This window comes from Rhodococcus sp. DN22 (assembly GCF_036669995.1).
GTDB classification, from domain to species: Bacteria; Actinomycetota; Actinomycetes; order Mycobacteriales; family Mycobacteriaceae; genus Rhodococcus_F; species Rhodococcus_F erythropolis.
Window position 1 is genome coordinate 2,446,427 of the sequence record NZ_CP133326.1, and the last position, 25,170, is coordinate 2,471,596.

The window sequence follows — 25,170 nt, forward strand, 5'->3', positions numbered from 1 at the left end:
TTGGTATGACTTCCGAACTTCGGCGCGTTATAGTGAATAGCCCCACGAAAGACGCGGGGCACACACGGGGCTGAACGGTTTCGACTGCGTGTGTTGAGTTAGGGGAAGCGTGTCGGTGCAGGCAAGAGACCACCGTAAGCGTCGCTGCAAACCTATAAGCGCCGATTCCAATCAGCGCGACTACGCTCTCGCTGCCTAAGTAGCGAAGCGTGTCTGTCAGCCCGGGGTTGCCCTCGACCCGGTTCCTGGCATCAGCTAGAGGGCTTTACTGTTCGGCTCGGTCACGGAGTCGAATGGGACATCAAACAGTGACTGGGATCGTCATCCTGGCTTGTTCGCGAGACTGGGAGATCCAAGTAGAAACTTAGCGAACTGCACACGGAGAAGCCCTAGCGATTCAACGTAGGACCCGGGTTCAATTCCCGGCAGCTCCACAACAGGTCGGGCCGGAGAGCACACGCTCTCCGGCCCGACCTTTTTGCGGTCTTGCTGCGGCACTCTGCTGAGCGCCCGGGACTTCTTGCGATCAGGAGCCGAAGAATCCCAGGTCGACCGAGCCGACGAAGCCGGGAGCTTCCTTGGCCAGCGGCTTTCCGTCCAGATCGGCAGGCAATGCAACGCCCAGGCTTTGGAGGATGGTCGGCGTGATGTCGGCGATCGTGTACGCGTCGGTGGTCTTGCCGGCCGCGTATCCCGCACCGCGTGCAATGACGAATGTCGTTGCTTCCGCCGGCGTCTGGCCACCGTGCCCTCCGGCAGGCTTGTGGCCGTGATCCGCAGTGACCAGAACCGTCCACTTCTCACCGGTCTTCGCTGCGCGTTGATCAACGGCATCGACAATCTTGCCCACCTGAGCGTCGACCGAGGCAATGGACTCTTCGTACGCAGCGCCGTTGGTGCCGCCGCTGTGCCCCGCGCCGTCCACCTGATCGAGTTGGGTGAAGATCAGGTCAGGTCCCTTGTCAGTGATGTCGCGGGCGACGGCGTCAGCGGTCGCAGCATCGGTGGCCGCTCCGGAACCTGCATCGGCAGTGGTGACGACAACGTCGGCTTTCGGCGTGCCGCTGGATGCGATGTTGTCGATGCCGCCCCAGGTGGAGATCGACTCGGTGAGCAGAGAGGGCTGTGCTGTTTCCAACCGTGTGAACACGCTCGGGTAGAGGTCGAAGCGGGCGCCTGCGTACGTGTTGTCCTTGACACCGTGCTTGGTGTCCCAGACTCCGGTCAGGATGGTCGACCACGACGGTCCGGAGATGGTGGTGTGGCCGAGGATGGAGGATTCGCCGCTGGTTCCTTCGGCGATCAGTTTCTGGAGACGGGGAGCGTCGGCGGTCTTGATGTGGCTGAGCATGGTGCCGTCAAGGCCGATGACAACTGTCTTCTCAGCGGCCGACGGATTGAGGTCGAACGATCCGGGAATTGCTGCAGCAGTTGCAGTTCCGGCAGCAACAGCGCCGGCGAGGAGGAGTGTGATAGCGGCTGAGGTGCGTGCGATTTTCTTGGTCACGCTAAAGATATTGCGATAGGACTAGACCAATTGCACTACCTGAATGCGAGGGTTGTCCGATTGTTCACGACGGATTCAGATTGGACTAGACCAATGTTTGCTCACGCGGCCCAGCCGTCAAGGATGACGCTGACCGCGTGATCGAGGTGGAGGGGCTCTCCGCTCCACGCCGGTACGATCGCGTCGTCGGGTACGTCTCCGCGCAATAGGTCATCGGCGAACCCCTCTGTTGGCGGTGCTGGGTCGATGACGTCGCCATTGGCGTAATGAAACTCGAACTTCTGCTCGCCGAGTGCAGAGATCGTGAACTGGCCGTCGTGCAGCGCGCGGTGGCAGGTACCGCAAAGCATGATCAAATTGTCCAAGTCCGTATTGCCGCCGCGTCCCCAGAATTTCACGTGATGTGCGTGCAGGAAGCGGGTCCGTCCGCATCCTGGTGTGCGGCAGCATCCGTCGCGGTAGTTCAATGCCAACATTTGTTTAGCGCTGACGACGCGAGTCCGCCGACCTAGATTCAGAACGCATCCTTCCTTGGTCGTTCCCAGGCGAAGCTTGGCGTTGCAGAGCACTTCCTCAGCGGCATTTTGAGGCAATGCGGGTCCGCTCGGCACTCGGACGGTGTTCGCTTCGTGGAAGAACACAACTTCGTTCGCGGCGGCCTTGGGCGTGCGGTCCGTGACTGCGGCGGTGGCGAGCTCTGCCATCGCGACGAGACCTGGCCCGATATTTCCGACCGGGTTCTTTGCGGCCTTCTCGTCTACGGGGCGGATGGCGGCGATTCGGGTGCGTTCACGTTCCGCCACAGCTAACGCTGCGAGGATTCGGGCGCCGTCCTGCGCAGGCAGGCGTCCTTTGATGACAAATTCGCCCGTATCCGGGTCCCAATGCCAGCGGACCTGAAGATGTTCGACCGCTTTGGTTTTGCCGGATTCGTTGTCGGTTGCTTTACGCAGACCTGCGGCGAGACGATCGATCTGGGCTGCGGGCGCCTCACATCCGAACCGAACCATCTGCTTTTCGTTGGAGGGCGTGGTGACCCGGGTGAGGGCGCGAACCTTCGAGTAGGACAGGCGGCCTTGCTCGAAGGCCTTCCGCATCTCGGGCAAAGGTCGGAGCGCTTTGGCGACGCGAACGTATTCACGGCCGGTGTGCAGGCTCATTCCGCACTTCCACGACAACCAGTGGGCGCACGAGTGAAGTCCCGGACCGGTCCATCCGCGGTCTTCGTCGAATTTCGACAGGAGGGTAAGGAATCGAGCCGTGGCCGCGGCGATCTGGCCGGCGAGGGCGCAGATTTCCGAGCCGAGCTGATCCACGTCGTCTCGGTTGGAACCCTGCGTATCTTCATCGATCGGTGGTGCGTTCTCGGTTAATGCTGCGTTCATGGTTGCCCCCCGGCTCGCGTCCGACATCATTTCGAATGTACGTTCGATGATAGATGTGGGTGCCGACACCTTCACGGATACGGGGTGAAAGCGTCCCCGTGGGGACGTCTAACTGCTTCCGATCGAGTACTCGGCGTAGGTGCCGACATCCCTGAAGCCGAGGTTTCGATAGAGCTGTGCGCCGTCGCTGGACGCCTGAAGTACTGCTGTTCGGGCACCTCGCTCGCGGGCGATGTCGAGTGCGGCAAGGGTGACCGCCGAGCCGAATCCGCGTCGGCGAGCCGTTTCGAGTGTGACGACGCCATACAGGCCGGCGACGCCGGCGGCAAAGTGGACCTCGGCTCCGGCGACAGGCTGGGAGTTCGCGTACCCCACGACAAACGAACTCCGCGAACGCTCATCGAGGGCGGTATCAGCGGTGTCTTCGAAGAATCCAATTACTGCGGCTGAGGGCGGCGACCAGTTGGCGGCCATCACGGCGGCATAGTCGGCGAGCTGGGTACGAGTAGTCACCCGATGAACGGAGAGTTTTGGGACAGGCGTCGGATGAGGGACGACGTCAAGGTCCGCCGTCATCGCTCGTTCTTCCTCGGAGCGCACGCAGCCGAGGGCGGACAGGCGAGCCCCGAGGTCAGAGGGATTATCGCGGGGGCCGGTCCACCAGGAGAACGGACGTCCGGTTGCCCGAATCGAGGCGAGGATGTCGATCAGTCGCCGATCTTCGGGCCCGTCGGCAGGTACGGCGAAGCGAGCACCAGCGATGATGTTGAAAGTGTCGTCGGCGAGGCCGCTGTCTGCGACGACAACATCTGCGGTGACCGTGACCGATGCAGTCGGCAAGTGTTCATGCAGGTGGCAGGCATGGGAAACCAAGTTGGCGTCCATGGCGTCGAGGACGTCACCGACGAGTGCTTCACGATTCACAAAAGAAATTCTACGAACCCCATCCAAATGGTTTTCGGCTCCGAATGCCATGCATGACGCCCAGCCGACGGCAACAGCAGGACGGTGACCAGCACCTGGTGGTGCTCGTGCTGCCTGGAGGAAAGGTCTCGAGCCGTCGCCCGGCTCGCGGCTGGCATCTGTCCAACCTTCGGATGCGCCCGTTCACCGCTCAGCTTCGCCGCTCCGGTGTGAGAGCGGTGCAGGCTCGCTATCGGGTTCGTGGTTGGAACGGTGCCGAGCGCAGTCCGGTCGCCGACGCTCGAGTCGAACTCGACGCGATAACGAAACGTAATGCACAAGCTCGGGTGATTTTGCTGGGGCACTCGATGGGCGGACGGGTCGCCGCCGAACTGTGTGGCGATCCGGCGGTGGTCGGTGTGGTTGCGCTGGCGCCGTGGTGGCCCGATGGAACCTCGGTGAATCTGCATTCGGACACACCACTGGTTGTGCTCCACGGCACGGCCGACTCGTGGACCGACCCGGCAGCGTCTCGTCGGAAAGTTGACGAACTGCAGAAGTCGGGTAAGAGCGCTGAATGGATCGGCATCGACGGCGCAGGCCACTTCATGCTCCGTCGGGCGGCGACCTGGCATCGCCTCGTCGCGGATGCAATCGCACGAATGAGTCGCGGGGTAGCCGCAACAAAGATGGGAGAACGACGATGAGTTCCGACAAGCGCAAGGTGGCCGTCGTCGGTAGTGGTGTCGCAGGTCTGACAGCGGCGTGGGTGCTCAGTAAGGACAGTGACGTCACCCTCTACGAAGCGGATTCACGGCTCGGCGGGCACGCGGACACCCATTCGGTCACCGACCCGGAAGGGCGAAGCCTCGCCATCGACACGGGGTTCATCGTTCACAACGATCGCACCTATCCGACATTGTTGCGATTGTTCGCAGAACTCGATGTGCCTACGCAGGAATCCGACATGAGTATGTCGGTCAGGTGTGGGGGTTGCGGTCTCGAGTACTCGGGAGGCCAAGGGTTGCGCGGCGTTCTCCCGACGCCGGGGCTTCTTGTCAACGGCAGCTTTCTGTCCATGTTGATGGAGGTCAAGCGCTTCCATCGCCGTGCCCGCGCCCTGCTCGACAACACGGATCCGTCGGCACCCGACCAGACACTGGGAGTGTTTCTGCGCAGCGGCCGGTTCTCCGACTACTTCACCGCTCACTTCATGACTCCGCTCGTGTCGGCAGTCTGGTCGTGTGATCCCGGCTCGGCGCTGAAGTATCCCGCGCGGTACCTGTTCTCGTTCCTCGATCACCACGGAATGCTGAGCGTCACTGGATCGCCGACCTGGCGAACAGTCACCGGTGGATCGGGCGAATACGTTCGTCTCGTCGCCAAAAGTATCGGGGATATCCGCCTGAACACGCCAGTTCGCGCCGTCCACCGGTTTGACGATCGCGTCGACATTCGTGACGGCGACGACCAGATCCAGACCTTCGACGCAGTTGTGGTCGCAACGCATCCGCAGCAAGCACTGAAGATTTTGGCGGATCCGACGCCTGCCGAATCCCAGGTCCTCGGCGCAATGCCGTACTCCGTCAACCACACCCAACTTCACACGGACGAAAATGTGCTGCCCGGCAACACCAATGCGCGCGCGTCGTGGAACTACTACATCCCTGAATGCAACGCGAAGCCAGATCACGTTCTGGTCAGCTACGACATGACGAGGTTGCAGCGGCTGCCGGAGACCGGTCGGCGCTACCTGGTGACGTTGGGGGGAGACGAAATGGTGTCCCCGGACTCGGTGATCGATCAGATGACCTACGAGCATCCGCAGTACACACCCACCTCCGTCGCCGCTCAAGCGCGGCTTCCCGAGTTGGACTCGGACGTGCTCGCGTTTGCCGGTGCGTACCACGGATGGGGTTTCCACGAGGACGGTGCACTGTCTGGCCTGCGTGCCGCCGAACGCGTCGGAGGTCGGTGGCCGTGACTGCACCCATCACGCCGTCCATCGTTCATACGAGCATCCGACACGTACGAACGGAGCCGTTGCACAACGAGTTCGAGTACCGAAGCTACAGCTGGCTCGTCGACGTCGACGATCTGCCCGAGCTCCCGAAGGCACTGCGATCCTTGGCGAAGTTCGACGCCGGAGATCACCTCGGCGACCCCACCCGATCGATTCGTGCCAACGTCGAGTCTTTTCTGGCAACTAACGGATTGGAGTTCGCCGGCGGCCGCATCCTCATGCTTGCGAACGCACGTGTTCTCGGGCATGTGTTCAACCCACTGAGTGTGTTCTGGTGTCTGAACGACGACGGCAGTCAGCGGTGCGTCGTTGCCGAGGTTCACAACACCTACGGCGAGCGGCATTGCTACCTGCTCGAAACCGACGAACGCGGCGGGGCTCGCACGTCCAAAGAGTTCTACGTGTCTCCGTTCAACGATCTGGACGGCGAGTACCGGATGCGATTACCGCTACCCGACACCGCGCTCGCGCTCTCGATAGTTCTGGCCCGTGACGGCAAGGCGCCATTCGTAGCCACGGTGTCCGGTCGTTGTGTGCCGGCGACGACGCGCGAGATCGTCCGCAGTGCGCTCTCCATCCCGCTGGCTCCGCTCCGAGTCGCCGCGCAGATCAGATTTCAAGGAATCCGGCTGTGGGCCAGGCGCTTACCTATCGTTCCCCGACCGCAACATCACCCGCAGGAGGCAGTGCAATGACCACGACCACTCTCGGCACCGAACCTTCCGCTCACACGATCGAATCCGAGCGGTGGCCGGGCGTTGCCACGGTGCCCAGCGGTTTCAAAGTGAGGGTTGCGTCGCCGGTTGCCCGCGCTCTGTTCCACAAGGCGGTCGCGCGCTTGCCGCTGCGCGTTCAGATGCCCAACGGTGAGTTCTCCGGTGGAGGTAGTCCGGATTCGCCGTTGATGGTCATCCACCGTCCAGACGACTTCGCTGCTCGTGTGGGCGACAGTGGGTTGATCGGATTCGGCGAGTCGTACATGGCGGGCGATTGGGAAGCCTCCGACCTCACCGCGGTCCTGGAAGTCTTCGCCTCCCGGGTGGCGACGCTGATTCCCGACTTCCTGCAGCGGCTACGAGGCCTCTACATTCCGAAGCAGCCTCGCAGTGAGCGGAATTCGACGCAGAACACGCGCTCGAACATCTCCCGGCACTACGACCTCTCGAACGAGATGTTCGAACTGTTCCTCGACGACACCATGACGTATTCCAGTGCTCTCTTCGAGGATCTGTCGGTGGGAGCTACCCCGTCGTGGGACGCGTTCGCAGCGGCTCAGCATCGGAAGATCGATCGCCTGCTGGACGGTGCGGGTGTCGGTCCCGGTTCGCGAGTACTCGAAATCGGCACAGGCTGGGGAGAATTGGCGATCCGAGCAGCCGAGCGCGGAGCAACGGTGCGCTCAGTGACACTGTCGGTCGAACAGCAGGAATTGGCGGCGAAGCGGATAAGCGCTGCGGGACTGGCCGATCGCGTTCAGGTCGACCTTCTCGACTATCGGCAAGTGCAGGGGGAGTACGACGCCGTCGTGTCGGTCGAGATGATCGAGGCTGTCGGCCACCAGTACTGGGGAAGTTACTTCCAGACGATCGACGCCCTGCTGGCGCCGGGTGGGCGCGCGGCGATCCAAGCCATCACGATGCCGCATGATCGGATGCTCGCGACCCGCAACACCTACACCTGGGTGCACAAGTACATCTTCCCCGGCGGATTTCTCCCGTCGGTGCGGGCGATAGAGGACGTCACCGAACGCATGACAACCCTTCGGGTGCGTGAGCGGATGTCGATGGGCGATCACTACGCGCAGACGTTGCGGCTGTGGGACGAGCGTTTCAGTGCTCGCACCGACGAAGCGTCCGCGCTCGGGTTCGACGCAGTGTTCGCGCGCATGTGGCATTTCTATCTCTGCTACTCCGAGGCGGGGTTTCGCTCGGGATATCTCGACGTCCAGCAAATTGTTCTCGATCGGAGGAATCAGCGATGACCGCCACGATGGATCGAACGGCACAAGGTACCGGCGTTGCGGGCCGTCTCTCGGACATCCTCAGTCCACTTGTCGGCGGCGAACTTCCGGTGAGATTGACTGCCTGGGACGGCAGCACAGCAGGTCCGGAAGATGCTCCGAAAGTGACGCTCTACAGCCCGAATGTGCTGCGACGCTTGCTCTGGAATCCCGGCGAGTTGGGAGCGGCGCAGGCATATGTTCTCGGTGAACTTGACGTCGAAGGCGATCTCGGTGATGCGCTCACACACGTGTGGAAGGTCTCTGCCGAGCGGGGGTTCGGGTCGATCACCCCGACCCCGTCTCTCGTCCTGGCCGCGGTCAAGGCTGCGCGATCCTTCGGTGCTTTCGGGAGACCTTTGGCTCCACCGTCGTCGCAGGCTCAGGTGAAGGGCCGCTTGCACAGTCTCGCCCGCGACCGCGAAGCGATCGGGCACCACTACGATTTGTCGAACGATTTCTACCAACTGATCCTCGATCAGAACATGGCGTACTCCTCGGGCTATTGGACTTCCGATGCGCCGGAATACACGCTCGAAGACTCACAGACAGACAAGCTGGATCTGGTGTGCCGCAAGGTCGGTCTCGATCGGGCGCGAGGCCTACGGTTCCTCGATGTCGGCTGTGGTTGGGGCTCGCTGAGCCTGCATGCAGCGCGTGAGTACGGCGCTCGGGTTGTCGGCATCACGATCTCGGCGGAGCAGAAGGCTTTTGTCGACGCGAAGATCCGCGCACTCGGTTTGGAAGACTGGGTCGAGATCCGGCTCCAAGATTATCGTGAGATTCCAGACGGTCCCTTCGATGCGGTCGCGTCGATCGAGATGGGTGAGCACGTCGGTGAGGACAACTATCCGACATACGTGAAAGCGCTCCACGACAACGTTATTGCCGGTGGCCGTGTGCTGATTCAGCAGATGTCACGCACCGGTGCGCACCCCGGGGGAGGTCCGTTCATCGAGTCGTTCATCGCGCCGGACATGTACATGCGGCCGGTCGGTCGCACTGTTGCGATGATCGAGGAGGGTGGACTCGAAGTCCGGGACGTGCACGCCCTGCGTGAGCACTACGTGCGGACCGTCGACGCGTGGATCGAGACCTTCGAATCGAACTGGGATCGCGTCGTGGATCTCGTGGGTGTCGAAGTCGCTCGGGTGTGGCGTCTCTACCTCGTCGGCGGAGGAATGGCATTTCGGGACGGCAGGATGGGCGTCGATCAGATTCTGTCGGTCCGGCCGCACGGTGGTGGTCGATCGGATATGGAATCGGTCCGGCCGCAGTGGGTGTCGCGGCGATGAACGGATTCGACTGGGGCGCATTCGGAGTGGTCACGCTCACGAGCCTGTTGGCGATCGCCGTCGGAATGGCAGTGACAGCCACCATCGGTGTACGGATCGGGCGGCACAATGTTGTCGACGTGTCGTGGGGCGCCGGCTTCGTTCTGATCGCGCTCGTGTCCGCGGTAGTTGGAACCGGCGACCTCTGGCGCCGGTTGCTGATGCTTGCGCTGGTGGCGATCTGGGGTCTGCGGTTGGCGACGCACATGGCGATCAGATCCCGCGGCAAGGGTGAAGACCCGCGGTACGAAGAAATGCTCGGACGAGCGACGGGTAATCGAACGCTGTATGCGATCCGCAAGATTTATCTCACGCAGGGGATTTCGTTGTGGTTCGTCTCCCTGCCTATCCAGGTCGCAGCAGTATCGAACGGTAGCTTCGGGCTTCTTGTTGTGCTCGGAATCGTGCTGTGGATTGTCGGCGTCACGTTCGAGACGGTCGGCGACCGGCAGATGGAGGAATTCAAATCCGATCCGGGTAGCCGTGGCCACATCATGGATCAAGGCTTGTGGGCGTGGACGCGGCATCCCAACTATTTCGGCGACGCATGCGTCTGGTGGGGGATCTTCCTCGTCTCGGCGTCCGTGTGGCCGGGAGTGGTGACTGTCCTCTCGCCGATCGCCATGACGTACTTCCTGGTCTTCGCCACCGGTGCGCGGTTGCTCGAGCGACATATGGAACAGCGTCCGGGTTATCGCGAGTATCAGCAGCGGACAAGTTACTTCATTCCGCGCCCGCCGAAAGCCCGATCCGGGACGTAGGCTCTTTCGGGTGAGGCGAGAGCATGGGTGATCTGAAGCTGCCGGGTGCGGTGGGAGCGGTTGCCGTCGGCGGAGCGCTGGGGGCACTGAGTCGATACGGGCTGGGGGAGCTCTTTCCCCACATCTGGACGACGCTGGTCATCAACGTCGTCGGCTCGTTCGTTCTCGGTGTTCTCGCGGCCCTGCTCGTCCACAACAAGGTTGGGTACCTCTTTCTCGGCACCGGGTTCTGTGGCGGCTTCACCACTTTCTCGTCCTTCGCGGTTCACGCCGTGACGGAGAGTCCGTGGCGATCGATTCTCTATGTACTCGGGACACTGATTCCCGCGATCCTCGCCGCTGCACTGGGCAAAGGGCTCGGTGAACGCTGGATCCGCGCGCGGGACGGAGCGTCGGCATGACAGTTCTCCTGGTGGCACTCGGCGGCGGCGCTGGTGCGAGTGGCCGGTACCTGTTGGCGCGGTATGTGCCCGCGTACAAGGGATTCCCGGCTGCGACGTTCGCCGCCAACGTGATCGGCTGCTTCCTCCTTGGATTATTCACCGGGGCAGCTCTTTCCACCGAGATGGCTGCACTTCTGGCGACCGGATTCTGCGGTGGCTTGTCCACCTACTCGACCTTTGCGAACGAAAATGTCGGGATGGTCGAGAGGCGCCAGACGGCCCTCTCGCTGATCTACATCGTCGTCAGTTTGATCGTCGGACTGTCCGCTGCGTGGTTGGGAATCCAGATCACGGATTGACCGATCCGGCGTCGAGCGTGCACGCCACGCGGCCAGGGTAGACAATTGTCCACAGTCGCGTCGACACAGTGGTCGACCACCGGGCCGAGGGGGATTCGTGGCGCACGAACGAGCAGGACAAGTGGCTCTGCCAGAGGATCTGATCGACGTTCCTCATCTGGTCACCGCGTATTACACGCGCATCCCGGATCCCGAGAACCCGATGCAGCAGGTACTTTTCGGCACTTCGGGACATCGCGGTTCCAGTCTCGACGCGGCGTTCAACGAAGCTCACATCCTGGCGACAACCCAGGCGATTGTCGAGTACCGTGCTTCGCAGGGCATCGACGGACCACTGTTCATCGGCCGCGATACACATGCGCTCTCGGAGCCTGCCTGGCTGTCGGCCTTGGAGGTCCTGGTCGCCAACGACGTCGTCGTCCTCGTCGATTCACGTGATGCCTACACGCCCACCCCGGCGGTCAGTCACGCGATCTTGCGGTACAACTCGACGGGACCGGAGGCAAAGGCCGACGGCATCGTCGTGACGCCTTCACACAATCCGCCGCGTGACGGCGGCTTCAAATACAACCCGCCACACGGCGGACCCGCGGATACGGATGCGACGTCGGTTATCGCCGATCGAGCGAACGAGCTACTGCGCAAGGGGCTTTCCGGGGTACGGCGTGTCACGGCGGCGCAGGCACTGGACCGCGTTGAACGCTACGACTTCCTCCGGTACTACGTCGAAGACCTCCCCTCTGTCCTCAACCTCGATGCAATCCGCGATGCCGGAATCAGGATCGGTGCAGACCCCCTCGGCGGGGCAAGCGTCGATTACTGGGGCGCGATTGCCGAAACTCACCGACTCGACCTCGAAGTGGTGAATCCTCTCGTCGATCCGACCTGGCGATTCATGACGCTCGACACTGACGGCAAGATCCGCATGGACTGCTCGTCGCCCGACGCGATGGCGTCGCTGATCGGAATTCGGGATCGCTACGACATCGCGACCGGAAACGATGCAGACTCCGACCGCCATGGCATCGTCACGCCCGACGGCGGTTTGATGAACCCGAATCACTATCTCGCCGTTGCCATCGAGTATCTCTTCGCGAACCGGCCAGGGTGGCGCGCAGACACCAAGGTGGGCAAGACACTCGTGAGTTCCTCGATGATCGACCGCGTGGTCAGCAGTGTGGGCCGCGAATTGCTCGAGGTTCCAGTCGGTTTCAAGTGGTTCGTTCCCGGTCTGCTCGACGGGTCCGTGGGATTCGGCGGCGAGGAAAGCGCCGGTGCATCCTTCCTCCGCCACGACGGTTCGGTCTGGACGACGGACAAGGACGGCATCATCCTTGCGTTGCTCGCGTCGGAAATCACCGCAGTGACGGGAAAGTCTCCGTCTGCGCATTACGACGCGTTGGCCGAGAAGTTCGGGAGCCCGGCGTACGCGCGGATCGATGCGCCCGCGACACGCGCACAGAAGGCGGTCTTGGCGAAACTGTCTCCCGATCAGGTGAGTGCGACCGAACTGGCGGGTGAACCGATCACGGCGACACTGACCGCGGCGCCCGGAAACGGCGCGGCGATCGGTGGTCTCAAGGTGACGACAGAGAACGCGTGGTTTGCAGCGAGGCCGTCCGGCACGGAGGACGTGTACAAGATTTATGCCGAGTCGATGAAGGGCGCCGATCATCTGGCTCAGGTTCAGGCAGCGGCCAAGGACTTGGTGTCCGGCGTCTTGAAGGCGAACTAGCTCGCGGACCGCTCGTGTCGCCCGGCTAGAATTCCGGGCGACATGAAAACTCGTGCAGCCAAGCTGCCACAGGAAATTTGGGTACTGGTCGCCGCCAGCTTCGTCATCGCCCTCGGATTCGGGTTGGTCGCTCCGGCTCTACCTCAGTTCGCGCGCAGCTTCGACGTATCGGTCACCGCCGCCACGATCGTGATCTCGTCTTTCGCATTCATGCGATTGGTGTTCGCGCCGATGAGCGGCACTTTGGTACAGAAACTCGGTGAGCGTCCGGTCTACATCGTCGGCCTTTTGATCGTCGCGGTCTCGACCGGTGCGTGCGCTTTCGCCGGGGAGTACTGGCAACTTCTGCTGTTCCGGTCGTTGGGCGGTATCGGGTCGACGATGTTCACGGTGTCGGCTCTCGGGCTGATCATTCGCATGTCACCGCCGGACAGTCGCGGCCGCGTCTCGGGGCTGTACGCGACAAGCTTTCTCATGGGATCGATCGGCGGCCCGCTGGTCGGCGGTGCGCTGTTGCAGTTCGGTCTGCGGATGCCGTTCATCATCTACGCAGTTGCGCTGGTGATCGCCGCGCTCGTTGTCTTCGTGAGCCTGCGTGGATCTCACCTGGCGTCACCGGACAAGGCTGTCGATGTGAAGTCGATGACTCTCGCAGAAGGGCTTCAGTCGCCGGTGTACCGGGCAGCGCTCGGATCGAACCTCGCCTTCGGCGGGGTGATCTTCGGAGTTCGCGTTGCCATGGTCCCTCTGTTCGTCGTGGAGTTCCTCGACCGAGACCCGTCGATAGCGGCCTACGCTCTCACGATCTTTGCCGTCGGAAACGCGTTGGTGTTGATCGTGTCCGGACGACTCTCGGACCGCTTCGGACGCAAGCCCTTTGTCGTGAGCGGTCTGCTCATCTGCGGTCTGGGAACCATCGCAATGGGATTCACCGACAACCTTGTGGTGTTCTTCGCCATCGCCGCAGTGACCGGTGTCGGCTCCGGGCTCATGAGTCCGGCCCAGCAGGCCGCGGTTGCCGATGTTGTCGGATCGACGGCCCGAGGCGGACCCGTTCTGGCGGTATTCCAGATGATGTCCGACATCGGTGGGGTAGTGGCGCCGATTTGTGCCGGGCTGATCGCCCAGCATGTGTCGTACTCGGCGGCCTTCGCGGTGATGGGAGCCGTAGTAGTCGTGTCGGCGACGGGTTGGTTGTTCGTTCCGTCGCGAACGAAGCCCGTCGAATCCGTCGTCGAAGATCTGACTGATGTGACGGTGCTAACGGATACTCCTGCGCGGACAAACCTGGACTGACCGGGCATTCTGTACTCTCGATCGGGTGGCAATTCGCATCGTGAGTCTTGTGGCCCGATTGGGTTTGGCGGCCGTTTGGCTGATTTCCGGGGGACTCAAGTTCTTTGATCCCGTGCAGACGAAGATCGCGGTGCGCGCCTATCAACTGTTGCCCGAGTCGCTGGTAGGTCCGGTGGCGACGGCTCTTCCCCTGGTCGAAATAGTGCTGGGCCTGCTGATCCTCGTCGGGCTGGCGGTGCGAGTATCCGCTGCGGTCTCGGTGGTCATCCTCACGGTTCTCATTGCGGTGATCATTTCGGTGTGGGCCAGGGGATTGTCCATCGACTGCGGATGTTTCGGCGGCGGAGGTGCAGCCGACGTCGGCGCTTGGGACTATTTGAAGGAGATTCTCCGGGACCTCGGCTTCTTGGCACTTGCCGTCTGGCTGCTCGTGTTCCCGCGTTCGCCGCTCGCATTGGGGCCCGGATCACGCGCGGCGTTCTCAGTGGATACTCAGTCTTCAGTGGCAAGGTAAGCAATCGGTAAATCGTTTCGACGCACGAAGGACTGCATCAGCGTGAGCACCAAGAGCAGCAAGAACAAATACTCGCCGGAACCGGTCTCGAGCCGCTCCACCTACATCATCGGTGGCCTCGCGGTGCTCGTGATCGCGGCCCTCGTCATCGGCGGTGTCTTGTGGACGAACAGCAAGAACAAGCCCCAGAACGACGGCTACGGCTCCGTGCAGAGTTCCGAAGTTGCCGTCACGGTGCAGGACAACGGAGTGGTGCTGCTCGGCAAGCCCTCCGCCGCGACGACCATTGATCTCTTCGAGGATCCGCTGTGCCCGGCCTGCGCTGCTCTCGAGCACCTCAGTGGCCAGGCTCTCGCGGCCGCCGTCGACAACGGTGACGTCGCCGTGCGGTACCACATGCTGAACTTCCTCAACCGGGCGTCGGGCAGCGGTGACTACTCCACACGGGCCGGCGCCGCTCTGCTCTGCGTCGCTCAGGGTGGTGACGCGATCGCGTACTCCGCATTCCACAACAAGCTTTTCGCGACCGACACGCAGCCTGCCGAGGGCGGCAGCAGCGATCACACCAACGACGACCTCGCCCAGATCGCTCGTGATGCGGGCGCATCCGAGGACGTGGCAACCTGCATCTCTTCCGGTACCAACGTCGAAGCAGCCGCGGCCAATGCTGCAGCCGCCAGCCAGGCGCTCAAGGATGTCGGGTCGAACGGGACGCCCACGGTAGTGGCGAACGGCAAGATCGTTGACACGGGCAGTAGCGACTGGGTTTCCAAGCTCTCCTCCTGAGTTGAAGCGGCCGCTCGGACGAGGAGCGGCCGCTTCGCTCTGACCAGGCCATTTGTTGCCCAGGAGTCAAGTGGTGTAACTTTCTTCCAGCAAGCGGAAAGCAGTAAAGCCGCTTCGAGTTCGACTGTTAGAGTGAATTGAATACGGGGCTATGGCGCAGCTGGTAGCGCACCACACTGGCAGTGTGGGGGTCAGGGGTTCGAGTCCCCTTAGCTCCACCAAAAAAGACCAGGTCAGAGGATATTCCTCCGGCCTGGTCTTTTCGTATTCGAGGATGTTGTCCTAACTCTGTCCTACGGCCTCAGAAAGTGCGGCCGAAGCGGCCACTAACCGATCGTTCGACACTCGCCCGTAGACCGCCTGAGTCATCCGTTCCGAGTGGCCGTGCCAGGCAACGACTACGTCGGCGGGGACTCCGGCTGCGCGCATACGTGACACCGACGAATGCCGGAGGTTCCGCAGCGTGATCTTCGACAGTCCGGCCTCGCGGCGCTGCTGTGCGAACATTCGCGAATACTCCTTAACTGGTAATCCTTGGACCTGACGCCGATGAAATCGTGGGCGGTTTCCTGACCGATCTCGGTCAACCACTCGACAACCTGCACGACGACATCGCCGCTCAGCGTGTGGTCGGGGAATTGCTCGACGTACTGCACGATCTGGAGGTAGTCGCGCGGCGAGCACGCCGTCAGATCGACAAGGCTGAGCAGCGGCGAGCAGCGTTTCACCAGCGGATCACACACCGCGATGATGCGGCTGACCGTGAGGCAGCCGAGCGGGAGCAGCGCTGCGCCGAGGAATCGGCAGCGCGTAAAGCGCTGGAGGACAGGATCTCTCGGGTCAGACTGTGTGCCGAACAGCACGGCTTGATCCTGGAGAAGGTTCCGAATTACGACGCCGTCGGTGTGGAGCGGTGGCGACTGGTCACCTCCGAACGAGGTAACCGACTGCTTCCGCACCGCTTCGATGATCCAACCGCCTGGCGCGCCCTGGAAGTCTTGTCCGAGGTGGACGGCAATTCGTGGTGCTACCTGAAAGCGAGGGACCACTCCGACAAGTCGAGCAATGGCTCACCCACCACTGAGGGTTGCGGGGGATGTAGCCAGCTGTTCAGGTGAGCGGCGACCCTTTCACCTGAACAACGTTGTTCGCTAACCGGGTGAAATGTGAAATGTAGTCTGTGAACCGTGCCCAAACGGACAAACGAGTTCCAGGAAATCGTCGCAATCATTCATTCCCATCTCAGTGCGGGTGCGACAGTCACGGAGTCGAAGATGCTCAGAGATCTGGACTCTGGGAACTTTAGGGAAGTAGATACGTGCATCGAAAGCGTGACTGCTGGACATCCGGTCATAGTGAGCATCGAGTGCCGAGCCCATAAGCGCCCGCAAACAGTCAGTTGGGTGGAAGAAATGCATAGCAAGCATCTGAGGCTTCCCACAAATGTCTTAGTTCTCGTTTCGTCGTCAGGGTTCACCCGCTCAGCGATCGAGAAAGCTCGACAATTCGGGATCACTACCGCAGTTCCTGGAGAAATCGAACCGGGAAGGTTCGGCACCGAGGTGGTGGGGAAACTCGACGCGATCTGGATGAAATCCTTCACTCTGACCGTGGGGAAGGTGCGCCTGTGGGTCGAGGAAAGCGCTGACCGCCCGGCCGAAATCGTGGTGCCCTTTCTCGATACCTCACTCTTCTTCGAGGATGGGGACTTCGCGATGTCGGCACAAGATCTTGCGCAAGGATTCATGAGCTCGGTCGACCTGGAGAACGATGCGATGCGCGATGCGCTTGGTGACGAGGAGTTTTTCACCATCGGACGCGATCCGGCTACGGCAATAGAGCCGGAGTCGGGTGAAGCAGTCGATCTCTACCTGAAGAAGGAGGAGCCGACCGGAAACTACTTGCGCAAGATCACCCGTATTGAGATCACCGGTCCGGCGGAAGTCACTGTCGCAGAGATCCCTCTCACTCATCGTGAACTCAACGGAACCGGCTATTCGGCTGGAGCTGCAAAGCTCGGTGATCGGGCGGTGTTGGTAGTCGCGACAGAGACACCAAGCGGCGAAACAAGCCTCACCGCACGATTCGACGCTCCCTAACTAGCTGTCTCGGCTTACTCCATCCCAGGTAGGAAACTGTTCAGGCCGTGTGCGGTCCGTCGAAACAACCTTCCATCGTCCTAACGGCTTGGGCACGCCGCCGCCGCCGAACTTAAATCGAGTTTGTCTCTGCCACCATTTCCGAGCGGAACTCAACCGGTACCACTGCCAGACCTGCACGTTCGGCTCGACGAGATTGGACCGTACAAACTCGCTGCGAACGTGGTCCCGCGCGAACAGCCCCCGTACCTGGGACTCGTTGTGTCCGATGCCAAACCACACTCGGCCGGAATCGTCGTCGTAGACCTCAATCTCACAACGCAGCGGCTCGCTGGTGTTATCGAATCGGTCGGCCGACTGGCTGAGGTCCTTCCATTTCGGCTCCACTTGATCGTCCACCCACAAGTAGGTCCGAACGTCGTATCGAGTACCGAAACCGGAAGCATGAACCGACGGCTCGAACTTCCGCAAACCTCGGTCGCCGTTGATATGTGTCACCACCCCTGACCTGTTGCTCTGAAACATCAGCGCTTGAACGTCCGCTGTCCGGTTTCGTCGGTGCTCTCTGGTGTCCCGCAACAAGGCCACGAGCGCCACGAGGAGCGCCAGAACTGCGATCAGTATTGTCACCATCTCAGTTCGCCATCGATCCGCCTTGGAGGCACTCAGCCGCGTAGTCCATAGACCCGTCGCTGTAAATGCCGGTGCCCGGCTGGTAGAGCGAAGCATCAGCGCACCCGACGAGTTCGCTACCGCCAGTTCCTGTGGCTCTGCCTTCGGAATCAATCGAATTGGGGTACGGGTTCGGCAGCTTATCGACTGGATTCGTCGTCGGTACGGATTGCGGAGCTTCTGTCGTGGGCTTCGGTGCCGAGGCGGTGCTTTCAGCTGTGGCGGTGACCAGCGTTCCCTCCGGCACCCGCCACTCGATCCGAACATCTTGCCCGCTGAGATTGGACTGATAGCCGATGAACCGCGCCGTGTGCGGAATGTCGAGTGTCACCGCGCCGTCGGCGGAAGAATTGGCGGGTAGGTCGATGAACTTGCTACTCCCCGGGCTCGAACAGGGATTCGCGTCAGACAACGCGATATTCTTGACGACTTTGCCGCCAGCGTCGACGTAGTAGAAATCGGAAGGCCACAGCCACTCAGTGCTTGGCGCAGCACCGATCTCAATGAATGCGGAGAATCGATTCTTGCTGACGAGTCCAGGATGCTCACTGTTGAGCGGACAGCCCTCGATCGAGAGAGCTGTGTCGGACACGGCGAGCAAGAGCGCGCCGGTTTCATCCTTCACCTCAGCTCGCTGGCCGAGGTCGACCTCGACAGCCCCACGCTTGTTCGTTAGATCGGCTGAGGCCGTGACGGACTGCGAGGACGCTTCGGGGCGCGCCGCGCCGTCGTCGGTCGATGAACAAGATGTAGCGAGGACGCTCGCCGCGATGGCACTCAACAACAGTGCAGGTACACGAGGATTCATGCTCAGATCAAACCAGACCAACTGGACGCATTGTCTCAAGAGGTGCGATCGACGTCGGCAGTCAGGACCATCGAGGCGCGGGCGTCATCGCCTGAGCGTGTCCTACTGCTGTCCTAGGACACCTGACTACTGCGGCACACGTACTAGACACATCAGACGGAAAAGACTGAAAGCGTGGACGTTTCGGAACGCACTGAACGCACGCTTACAGGTCGATTCACACTGGCAGTGTGGGGGTCAGGGGTTCGAGTCCCCTTAGCTCCACCCGAACAAATGCTCTGCACCAATCGGTGCAGAGCATTTGTTGTTTCGTGCGCAATACTGTCCGCGGTGAGGCTTGATCATCCCGTGCATTCTCGGCATGGGGACCGTCGGCGGAACGGAGAACCATGAGTGCACACGTGGCGATAATCGGGGCAGGATATGCGGGCGTCATGGCAGCGAAGCGACTGCTGCGAACTCGGTCGGACATCACGGTGAGCGTCGTGAATCCGCGCCCACACTTCGTGCAAAGAATCAGGCTCCATCAGATGATCGCGGCTGGCTACGACGCGACGGTCTCGTTCGACAGGGCGCTACCGCGTGCGGCACACCGAGTCTTCGGAGAGGTGACGACGATCGAGGCGGCGCTCGGCAGGCTCACCCTCGACGACGGCAGCGTGCTCGACTACGACTACTTGGTCTACGCAGTCGGAAGTAGGCAGTTACCCAGCACGATCGCCGGGGCGGACGAGCACGGGTTCGGCGTCGCCGAATTCGAGGACGCGGTCCGCCTCTCGTCCAGGCTGGCGACTCTCGACGAGAAGGCTGCGGTCTGCGTTGTCGGCGGCGGTCTCACCGGGATCGAGACTGCCGCAGAATTGGCTGAGCAGCGAAGCAGCCGAATCACTTTGGTGACCGGAGGAATCTTGGCCCCGGATCTGTCAGATCGTGCTCGATCGGCAATTCTCAGAACATTGACCGACCTTGGGGTTGATATTGTCACCGAATCCCGGGTGACTCGGATCGACGGTTCGTCCTGCGAGCTAGCGGGAGGTGTACGGGTTGAGGCCGATTGCACGATTCTCGCGACAGAATTCGGTGTCCCCGAGCTGGCGCGCCGAAGTGGCCTCCCGGTCGACGATCTCGGTCGTCTGAAGGTCGACGATCGACTGGAATGCTCGTCCCACCCCAACATCTTTGGTGCGGGCGATGGCGTCGCAGTCGGTGATCTTTCACTGAGGATGAGTTGTCAGGCCGCGATCCCCTTGGGAGTCCATGCGGCCGAAACAATCCTGCATCGACTCGAAGGTTCCGCGCCGCGCCCGGTGACTCCGAAGTTCGCAGGCCGGTGCATCAGTCTCGGGAGGCGGCGAGGTGTGTTCCAGCGGACCACTCGTGTCGACGAGTCAACGGGAGTGGTCATTGCGGGCAGGGCGGGTGCATTCGTCAAGGAAAGGGTCTGTTCGTCGACGACCGAATGGGCTGTCACTCCACGCCGCTCTCCCTTCTACAGCTGGACGTGAGCCGCAGTTGGTCACGCTCGATCGCAGACTCGATCGATGATCGCCGCAGTCTTGCGGACGTACGGTTGACGGACGACGTCTTCGTGACACGCGTCGACGTCGTCGAAATCGAGGGAGCCTGTGGCGATGAGTGACCAGATCTCACGTCCACGGTTGTTGGTGGCTCCACGGATCACCGTGACAGGCGCGGCGCACGTTCGCATCCGATGCTTCCGGAGCGCCTGGCCGCCGATGTAGAGGAACACCGTCCACTGGGTGGCCGGTGGGTACTGCAGAATGCCGGCGAAGAGCGTGCGGATCCACATCGCCGCGACGGTGCGCCTGGTCGGCTTCCATCGAGTATTGGTGGATGGTTGTGGTGCGAGATCGACGATCGACGGATCCAGGCTGATGCCCGCTCGACCGGCCAGTCGTGCGGCAGTCTCGGTGGAGATTCTGGTGTCGAGAACGGTGACGTGCTCGACAGTGTCACCGGACTCGGACAGCTGTGACGCCATCTCCAGCGCCACGTAGCCGCCGTACGAGTAACCGGCGAGGAGGTATGGCCCGGTGGGCTGAATCTTCTTGATTTCGAATATGAAACGGCGGGCGCTTGCTTTCACTGACCGGTCGGGTAGTCCGCGAGATTCGAAGCCATGTGGCTGAAGTGCGTAAACCGGCCGATCGGTGTGAAGCGCTTTCGACAAGGTGGACAGCGTCGTCGATGGGCACCCCGCTCCGTTCATGATGAACAGCGGTCGCCCGGACCCTTCGAGCTTCAGCGGAACCATCGTGTTGTGACAGACACGATCATCGGGATCGATTCTGCACCGATCCACCAGCGCTGCAAGGTCTTTGACGGTGCTGGCGGCCGCGAACTCCGCCGCCGTGATCCGGATCCGGAACATGTCGTGAATCTTTGCCACCACTTCGGTTGAAGCAAGCGAATCGCCACCGAGTTCGAAGAAGTCGTCATCACGGTCGATGGAGTCGATACCGAGAATCGACTCCCAGATCGAGGACAACCACAATTCGGCGGGCCCGGCGAGAGTCGGTGGAGTGGACCGCACCTCGACGGAGGGCAGCGCTGTTCGATCGACCTTTCCTCTTTCGTTGCGCGGCAACGCTGGCATCAGAACAAAATGTCGGGGGAGCATCCAGGCCGGCAGATATGTCGCCAATTCGCGCCGCATCTCGGCGCCCGACCGTGCCATCACGGCTTTGGTCAGGACCACGTAGGCGACAATCTCCGGTCGATCGTTCTCGAGGACGACAGCCACGAAAACATCGGCGACGCCGGGAATTCGACGAATATGCGCCTCGACTTCCATCGGCTCTACCAGATAGCCCCGAATCTTGACGGCGTCGTCGACGCGTCCCCGCAGTTGTAGCTCGCCGCGTTCGTCGATACGGCCCCGGTCACCGGTCCGGTAGATGCTCACTCCGTCGCCGAGGCGCGTGAATCGTGCCGCAGTGCGATCCGGGTCACCGTGGTATCCATCGGCAAGATCGCTCGAGACAACCTGTATCTCGCCGATCTCTCCGTCGGGGAGAGGCACGCCGTTCACATCGACGATCTGTACGTCCTTGCCGTCGCGAGCACGTCCGGCCGGAACCACTCCGACGGGTAGTTCGGAATGTGGTGGGAACGCGTTGTACGCGACGACACCGGTCTCGGTGGTGGCCAGCCAGTTGACGTACGTGACGCGAGCGAAGCCGTGACTGCGATGGCGCGCGTAATCCTCGCCGTGCACTGCTTCCCCGTACGTCACGACGACCCGCAGCGATCCGAGCGAATTATCCGGTGCTTCATCGGATTCGAGGCTTGACCATGCCCGCAGGAATGACGGCGCGCAGTGCGCGGTCGTGATCGAATTCTCGATCAGCCAGTCGTCGATTCCCGAAACTCCGTCTATGCGTGGATCCCAGCAGTAGACCGTGACGCCGTTCATCAGTCCCATGATCAGGGCCGTGATTCCGGCTCCGAAACTGACGGGCAAGAGGTTTCCGATGTGATCGTCGGGGCGCAGGTCGATTGCTGCGGCGAGTTCGTCGGCTTTGTTCAGGCACATGGAGTGGCTCAACACGACTCCCTTGGGCGCTCCACTGGTCCCTGATGTGAACGCGATCATGGCAGGGTCGGAACTCGATGGTTCCAGCGCGTTGTCGAAACGGAAGCCGGTTGCGGCCGATTCGTCGAGGATCGACTGCAGCGCGACGGCGCCCGAGGCGCTCATGATGTGCGCTCGCCGGGCCTCGGGGAGTTGTGGGTCGATCATGACCAAAGGTCGACCGGAAATCAGAGTAGCGAGGATGGCGGGCACCGACTCGGCGGTTGGTTCGAGATCGACCGCAACCGGGCGAGCCCCGTGTGACCCACGTAGGCGAAGTTCGCGGACCAATGCATCGGTCCGGAGTTCGAGTTCGGCGAAAGTGATCCGGTCGCGCGGAGTCACGACGGCAACGGTGTCGTGCTGCATCGAGGTGACTCGGCGCCACCTCGACTCGATCGTCTCGTCGATGACTGCATAGCGAGTGCGCTCGAGACCTAAGTCGACAACCTTCATCACAGTAGCTCCGTCCGACTTTCAGCTATCTTTGAGCAAAGACTACATAAGGTTCGTGAAGTAGGTCCATAACAAACCGAAAGTAGTTTTACATACGTCCCCATCCTTCAGTCCGTCAGCTCCGAATACCTTGAGGAACCAATGCCGATCGAGCGTTGTACAGACGAGGAGCAATGACATGAAGTGGTCGGGGCGAAGTGCGATTGCGATTGCGGGAGTGTGCGCCGCAGCGACGCTGTTTTCGGGAACCGCGCAGGCGAGCCCACTCTGGGAACCTCTGCAGCCGGTGGCGAACCTGGACGCCGCGCGCTACGTAGGGGAATGGAACCAGGTGGCGGCGATTCCTCAGCCCTTCAACCTCGCGTGCGCGAAGGACACCCGGGCGAGTTACGGGATCGTCGATTCGTCGAACGTGAGCGTGAAGAACACGTGTACGACGTGGACCGGCCAAGCCAACGAGATCGTCGGGAATGCCCGAGTTACCGATCCAGCAACGGGTGCCCAGTTGCATGTGAGCTTCCCCGGGGTGCCCTCGCAGGAGAGTTTGGACGGTCCGCCCAACTACATCGTCACGTATATCGCCGACGATTATTCGTGGGCACTGGTGGGCGATCCACTCAGGCTTTCCGGGTTCGTGCTCTCACGGTCCCCGATTGTCGACGCGGCCGGCTGGAGTGAGATCCGTCGGGTCGCCGAATCCCGTGGATACAACGCGTGCACGATCTTGACGTCACCGACCACCGAGGGCACGTCGGACATCCGTCCGCTCTGCACGGTGTGAGTCTGCTGTCAGCGTGAACCTTCCGGAGCCACACTCCACTACGATCACTGATCGGTACGTGTGGTTTCGGAAGGTTGCGTGGTGGCGAAGAAGCAGATTCCCGTAATAGTCGTCGCAGGCTTTCTCGGTTCGGGAAAGACGACGCTGCTCAACCATCTTCTGCGCAACAACGACGGTGTACGCATCGGCGTGATCGTCAACGACTTCGGCTCCGTCAACATCGACTCGATGATGGTCGCCGGTCAGGTCGATTCGATGGTCTCTCTCAGCAACGGCTGTTTGTGCTGCGCTGTCGACGTCTCGGACATGGACGAGATGCTGAACAAGTTGGCGCACCGGCAATCCGGGATCGACGTGATCGTCATCGAGGCGAGCGGGCTTGCTGAGCCGCGGAACATGATTCGACTCGTCCTCGGAAGTGAGAACCCGTCTGTCGTCTACGGCGGCCTGGTGGTCCTGGTCGACGGAGCCAATTTCTCCACCGTTCGCCGCGAACATCCCGAGCTCGATCAACATGTCCGCCTGGCAGACCTGGTGGTAGTCAACAAGATCGACAGCGTTCCGGTCTCCGAGCGCGAGAGATTCACGGCCGGGATTCGCGAGTTGAATCCGCGAGCGCCGATAGTGGAGACGGCGCATTCACGGATAGACCCTGCTCTGCTGTTCGATTCCGGTGAGGTGACCCCTCCCGCTCCGGGCGATCAACTGAGCCTCGACGAGCTCTTGCGCGAGGGGCACGACGACGATCACGAGGACGGCTCGTGTCACCACGATCACCTGCACCACCGCTACGAATCGGTTGATTTCACGTCGGAGATGCCACTCGATGCCAGGGCTCTGACGCATTTCCTCGAGAATCAACCGCCGGGGGTGTACCGCATCAAAGGATTCGTGAACTTCGAGATTCCGGGTTACACAGGAAAATTCGAGATCCAATCGGTGGGTGATCATGTTCGGATCACGCCGCTGCGGTGGAAGTCGGGCGAACCTCGAACCACGCAACTGGTTGTGATCGGTACCGGGATGGATTCGGGAGCGGTCGGCAGCGCGCTCCGCGCCTGCGTGCGCGAGGAAACGGTCGAACCGCACCCCGACGCCATGCTGGGATTGCACCGCTATACCGTCGGGGCGTGAGTGAATCAGATGTATCCGTGTACGAAGCGATTCGGCGACGGCGAGACGTTCGCGCCGAGTTCTCGGGAGAGGTCATCCCCGACGAAACTCTGATGCGCATTCTCGACGCCGCCCATCGCGCGCCGAGCGTGGGAAACACGCAACCGTGGGATTTTGTCGTCGTTCGTAATCCGGAGACGCTCAATACCTTCGCGGCACATGTCGCCGATGCCCGGCTGAAGTTCGCGCAGTCTTTGCCCGAGGATCGCCGATCGACGTTCGACCCCATCAAGATCGAGGGAATCGCCGAGAGCGGTACCGGCATCGTCGTCACTTACGACCCGTCACGCGGTGGCCCGAACATCCTCGGCCGTCATACCGTCGACGACACCGGACTGTTCTCGGCGGTACTCGCAATTCAGAATTTGTGGCTCGCCGCGGTGGCCGAGGAGATCGGCATCGGCTGGGTTTCGTTCTACGACGAGAAGTACCTCACCGAACTCATGGGCATTCCGTCACCCGTACGCCCCATTGCGTGGCTGTGCGTCGGGAAGGTGACTGAGTTTCAACAGGTTCCGGATCTCGAGCGCTTCGGATGGCGACAGCGCCGGCCATTGGCCGACGCTGTCCACTACGAAACCTATTGAGTTGTACCGGGTGC

General features: G+C 61.6%; 24 protein-coding genes, 1 tRNA gene and 1 other RNA gene. 20 read left to right on the forward strand and 6 right to left on the reverse strand.

Going from position 1 to position 25,170, the window contains the following annotated elements:
* Window positions 1-66 precede the first annotated feature (66 nt).
* Window positions 67-437: a transfer-messenger RNA gene (ssrA, locus tag RA302_RS11200) on the forward strand.
* A gap of 89 nt (window positions 438-526) precedes the next feature.
* Here the strand turns inward: ssrA and RA302_RS11205 are convergent.
* From RA302_RS11205 to RA302_RS11215, 3 genes are all read right to left on the reverse strand, one after another.
* Window positions 527-1,507: an alkaline phosphatase family protein gene (locus tag RA302_RS11205; RefSeq protein ID WP_134998789.1), complete on the reverse strand. Its 981-nt coding sequence runs from the start codon at window positions 1,505-1,507 to the stop codon at window positions 527-529.
* A 101-nt stretch (window positions 1,508-1,608) separates the two neighbouring features.
* The gene (locus tag RA302_RS11210) at window positions 1,609-2,892 is read right to left on the reverse strand and encodes a DUF222 domain-containing protein (RefSeq protein WP_338480664.1); all 1,284 of its coding nucleotides are present in this window, start codon (window positions 2,890-2,892) and stop codon (window positions 1,609-1,611) included.
* 108 nt (window positions 2,893-3,000) lie between these two features.
* Window positions 3,001-3,816, reverse strand: a complete 816-nt coding sequence (locus tag RA302_RS11215; protein ID WP_322742219.1) for a GNAT family N-acetyltransferase — start codon at window positions 3,814-3,816, stop codon at window positions 3,001-3,003.
* Window positions 3,817-3,869: 53 nt separating this feature from the next.
* On the opposite strand from RA302_RS11215, the gene RA302_RS11220 reads away from it, so the two are divergent.
* From RA302_RS11220 to RA302_RS11280, 13 genes are all read left to right on the forward strand, one after another.
* Entirely contained in the window at window positions 3,870-4,502 is a 633-nt protein-coding gene (locus tag RA302_RS11220; protein ID WP_338480668.1) for an alpha/beta fold hydrolase, read from the forward strand.
* Entirely contained in the window at window positions 4,499-5,779 is a 1,281-nt protein-coding gene (locus tag RA302_RS11225; RefSeq protein ID WP_019747859.1) for an FAD-dependent oxidoreductase, read from the forward strand. The genes RA302_RS11220 and RA302_RS11225 overlap by 4 nt, the downstream gene beginning before the upstream one ends.
* On the forward strand, window positions 5,770-6,513 hold the full coding sequence (locus RA302_RS11230; protein ID WP_024487210.1) for a DUF1365 domain-containing protein: 744 nt from the start codon (window positions 5,770-5,772) through the stop codon (window positions 6,511-6,513). The genes RA302_RS11225 and RA302_RS11230 overlap by 10 nt, the downstream gene beginning before the upstream one ends.
* The gene (locus RA302_RS11235; protein ID WP_019747861.1) at window positions 6,510-7,799 is read left to right on the forward strand and encodes a cyclopropane-fatty-acyl-phospholipid synthase family protein; all 1,290 of its coding nucleotides are present in this window, start codon (window positions 6,510-6,512) and stop codon (window positions 7,797-7,799) included. The genes RA302_RS11230 and RA302_RS11235 overlap by 4 nt, the downstream gene beginning before the upstream one ends.
* Window positions 7,796-9,112, forward strand: coding sequence for a cyclopropane-fatty-acyl-phospholipid synthase family protein (locus RA302_RS11240; RefSeq protein WP_338480672.1), 1,317 nt, complete (start codon window positions 7,796-7,798; stop codon window positions 9,110-9,112). The genes RA302_RS11235 and RA302_RS11240 overlap by 4 nt, the downstream gene beginning before the upstream one ends.
* Window positions 9,109-9,912 carry a DUF1295 domain-containing protein gene (locus RA302_RS11245; protein ID WP_046379875.1) on the forward strand — a complete coding sequence of 268 codons (804 nt, stop codon included), beginning with the start codon at window positions 9,109-9,111 and terminating at the stop codon, window positions 9,910-9,912. Before RA302_RS11240 ends, RA302_RS11245 begins: the two co-directional genes overlap by 4 nt.
* 23 nt (window positions 9,913-9,935) lie before the next feature.
* Window positions 9,936-10,313: a CrcB family protein gene (locus tag RA302_RS11250; RefSeq protein ID WP_019747864.1), complete on the forward strand. Its 378-nt coding sequence runs from the start codon at window positions 9,936-9,938 to the stop codon at window positions 10,311-10,313.
* Window positions 10,310-10,654: a fluoride efflux transporter CrcB gene (gene crcB / locus RA302_RS11255; protein ID WP_019747865.1), complete on the forward strand. Its 345-nt coding sequence runs from the start codon at window positions 10,310-10,312 to the stop codon at window positions 10,652-10,654. The genes RA302_RS11250 and crcB overlap by 4 nt, the downstream gene beginning before the upstream one ends.
* Window positions 10,655-10,751: 97 nt before the next feature.
* Window positions 10,752-12,389: a phosphoglucomutase (alpha-D-glucose-1,6-bisphosphate-dependent) gene (gene pgm / locus RA302_RS11260; protein ID WP_046378364.1), complete on the forward strand. Its 1,638-nt coding sequence runs from the start codon at window positions 10,752-10,754 to the stop codon at window positions 12,387-12,389.
* A gap of 42 nt (window positions 12,390-12,431) precedes the next feature.
* Window positions 12,432-13,685 carry an MFS transporter gene (locus RA302_RS11265; RefSeq protein ID WP_029255079.1) on the forward strand — a complete coding sequence of 418 codons (1,254 nt, stop codon included), beginning with the start codon at window positions 12,432-12,434 and terminating at the stop codon, window positions 13,683-13,685.
* 25 nt (window positions 13,686-13,710) lie between these two features.
* Window positions 13,711-14,199, forward strand: a complete 489-nt coding sequence (locus RA302_RS11270; protein WP_019747868.1) for a MauE/DoxX family redox-associated membrane protein — start codon at window positions 13,711-13,713, stop codon at window positions 14,197-14,199.
* 42 nt (window positions 14,200-14,241) lie between these two features.
* The gene (locus tag RA302_RS11275; protein WP_007731305.1) at window positions 14,242-14,985 is read left to right on the forward strand and encodes a DsbA family protein; all 744 of its coding nucleotides are present in this window, start codon (window positions 14,242-14,244) and stop codon (window positions 14,983-14,985) included.
* A gap of 145 nt (window positions 14,986-15,130) precedes the next feature.
* A tRNA-Ala gene (locus tag RA302_RS11280) sits at window positions 15,131-15,206 on the forward strand.
* A gap of 61 nt (window positions 15,207-15,267) precedes the next feature.
* On the opposite strand, the gene RA302_RS11285 is transcribed toward RA302_RS11280, so the two are convergent.
* A complete protein-coding gene (locus RA302_RS11285; RefSeq protein ID WP_054801644.1) occupies window positions 15,268-15,492 on the reverse strand; it encodes a tyrosine-type recombinase/integrase in 225 nt (74 codons plus the stop codon).
* Window positions 15,493-15,542: 50 nt separating this feature from the next.
* Between RA302_RS11285 and RA302_RS11290 the strand changes: the two genes are divergently transcribed.
* Together RA302_RS11290 and RA302_RS11295 are read left to right on the forward strand one after the other, a co-directional pair.
* The gene (locus tag RA302_RS11290) at window positions 15,543-16,103 is read left to right on the forward strand and encodes a hypothetical protein (RefSeq protein WP_064075187.1); all 561 of its coding nucleotides are present in this window, start codon (window positions 15,543-15,545) and stop codon (window positions 16,101-16,103) included.
* A gap of 69 nt (window positions 16,104-16,172) precedes the next feature.
* Window positions 16,173-17,084: a hypothetical protein gene (locus RA302_RS11295; protein WP_208722038.1), complete on the forward strand. Its 912-nt coding sequence runs from the start codon at window positions 16,173-16,175 to the stop codon at window positions 17,082-17,084.
* Window positions 17,085-17,718: 634 nt separating this feature from the next.
* Here RA302_RS11295 and RA302_RS11300 read toward each other — a convergent pair.
* Entirely contained in the window at window positions 17,719-18,564 is an 846-nt protein-coding gene (locus RA302_RS11300; protein WP_042951463.1) for a hypothetical protein, read from the reverse strand.
* A gap of 389 nt (window positions 18,565-18,953) precedes the next feature.
* On the opposite strand from RA302_RS11300, the gene RA302_RS11305 reads away from it, so the two are divergent.
* Complete coding sequence (locus RA302_RS11305; RefSeq protein WP_338480686.1) at window positions 18,954-20,069, forward strand: FAD-dependent oxidoreductase; 1,116 nt, start codon at window positions 18,954-18,956, stop codon at window positions 20,067-20,069.
* An 11-nt stretch (window positions 20,070-20,080) separates the two neighbouring features.
* On the opposite strand, the gene RA302_RS11310 is transcribed toward RA302_RS11305, so the two are convergent.
* Complete coding sequence (locus tag RA302_RS11310) at window positions 20,081-22,615, reverse strand: AMP-binding protein (protein ID WP_338480688.1); 2,535 nt, start codon at window positions 22,613-22,615, stop codon at window positions 20,081-20,083.
* 178 nt (window positions 22,616-22,793) lie between these two features.
* Between RA302_RS11310 and RA302_RS11315 the strand changes: the two genes are divergently transcribed.
* The 3 genes from RA302_RS11315 to bluB all read left to right on the forward strand — a co-directional run bounded on the left by RA302_RS11315 (window position 22,794) and on the right by bluB (window position 25,156).
* Window positions 22,794-23,396, forward strand: coding sequence for a lipocalin family protein (locus RA302_RS11315; RefSeq protein WP_021334361.1), 603 nt, complete (start codon window positions 22,794-22,796; stop codon window positions 23,394-23,396).
* Window positions 23,397-23,477: 81 nt separating this feature from the next.
* The gene (locus tag RA302_RS11320; protein ID WP_070796200.1) at window positions 23,478-24,530 is read left to right on the forward strand and encodes a GTP-binding protein; all 1,053 of its coding nucleotides are present in this window, start codon (window positions 23,478-23,480) and stop codon (window positions 24,528-24,530) included.
* A complete protein-coding gene (gene bluB / locus RA302_RS11325; RefSeq protein ID WP_019747874.1) occupies window positions 24,527-25,156 on the forward strand; it encodes a 5,6-dimethylbenzimidazole synthase in 630 nt (209 codons plus the stop codon). Before RA302_RS11320 ends, bluB begins: the two co-directional genes overlap by 4 nt.
* Window positions 25,157-25,170 lie beyond the last annotated feature (14 nt).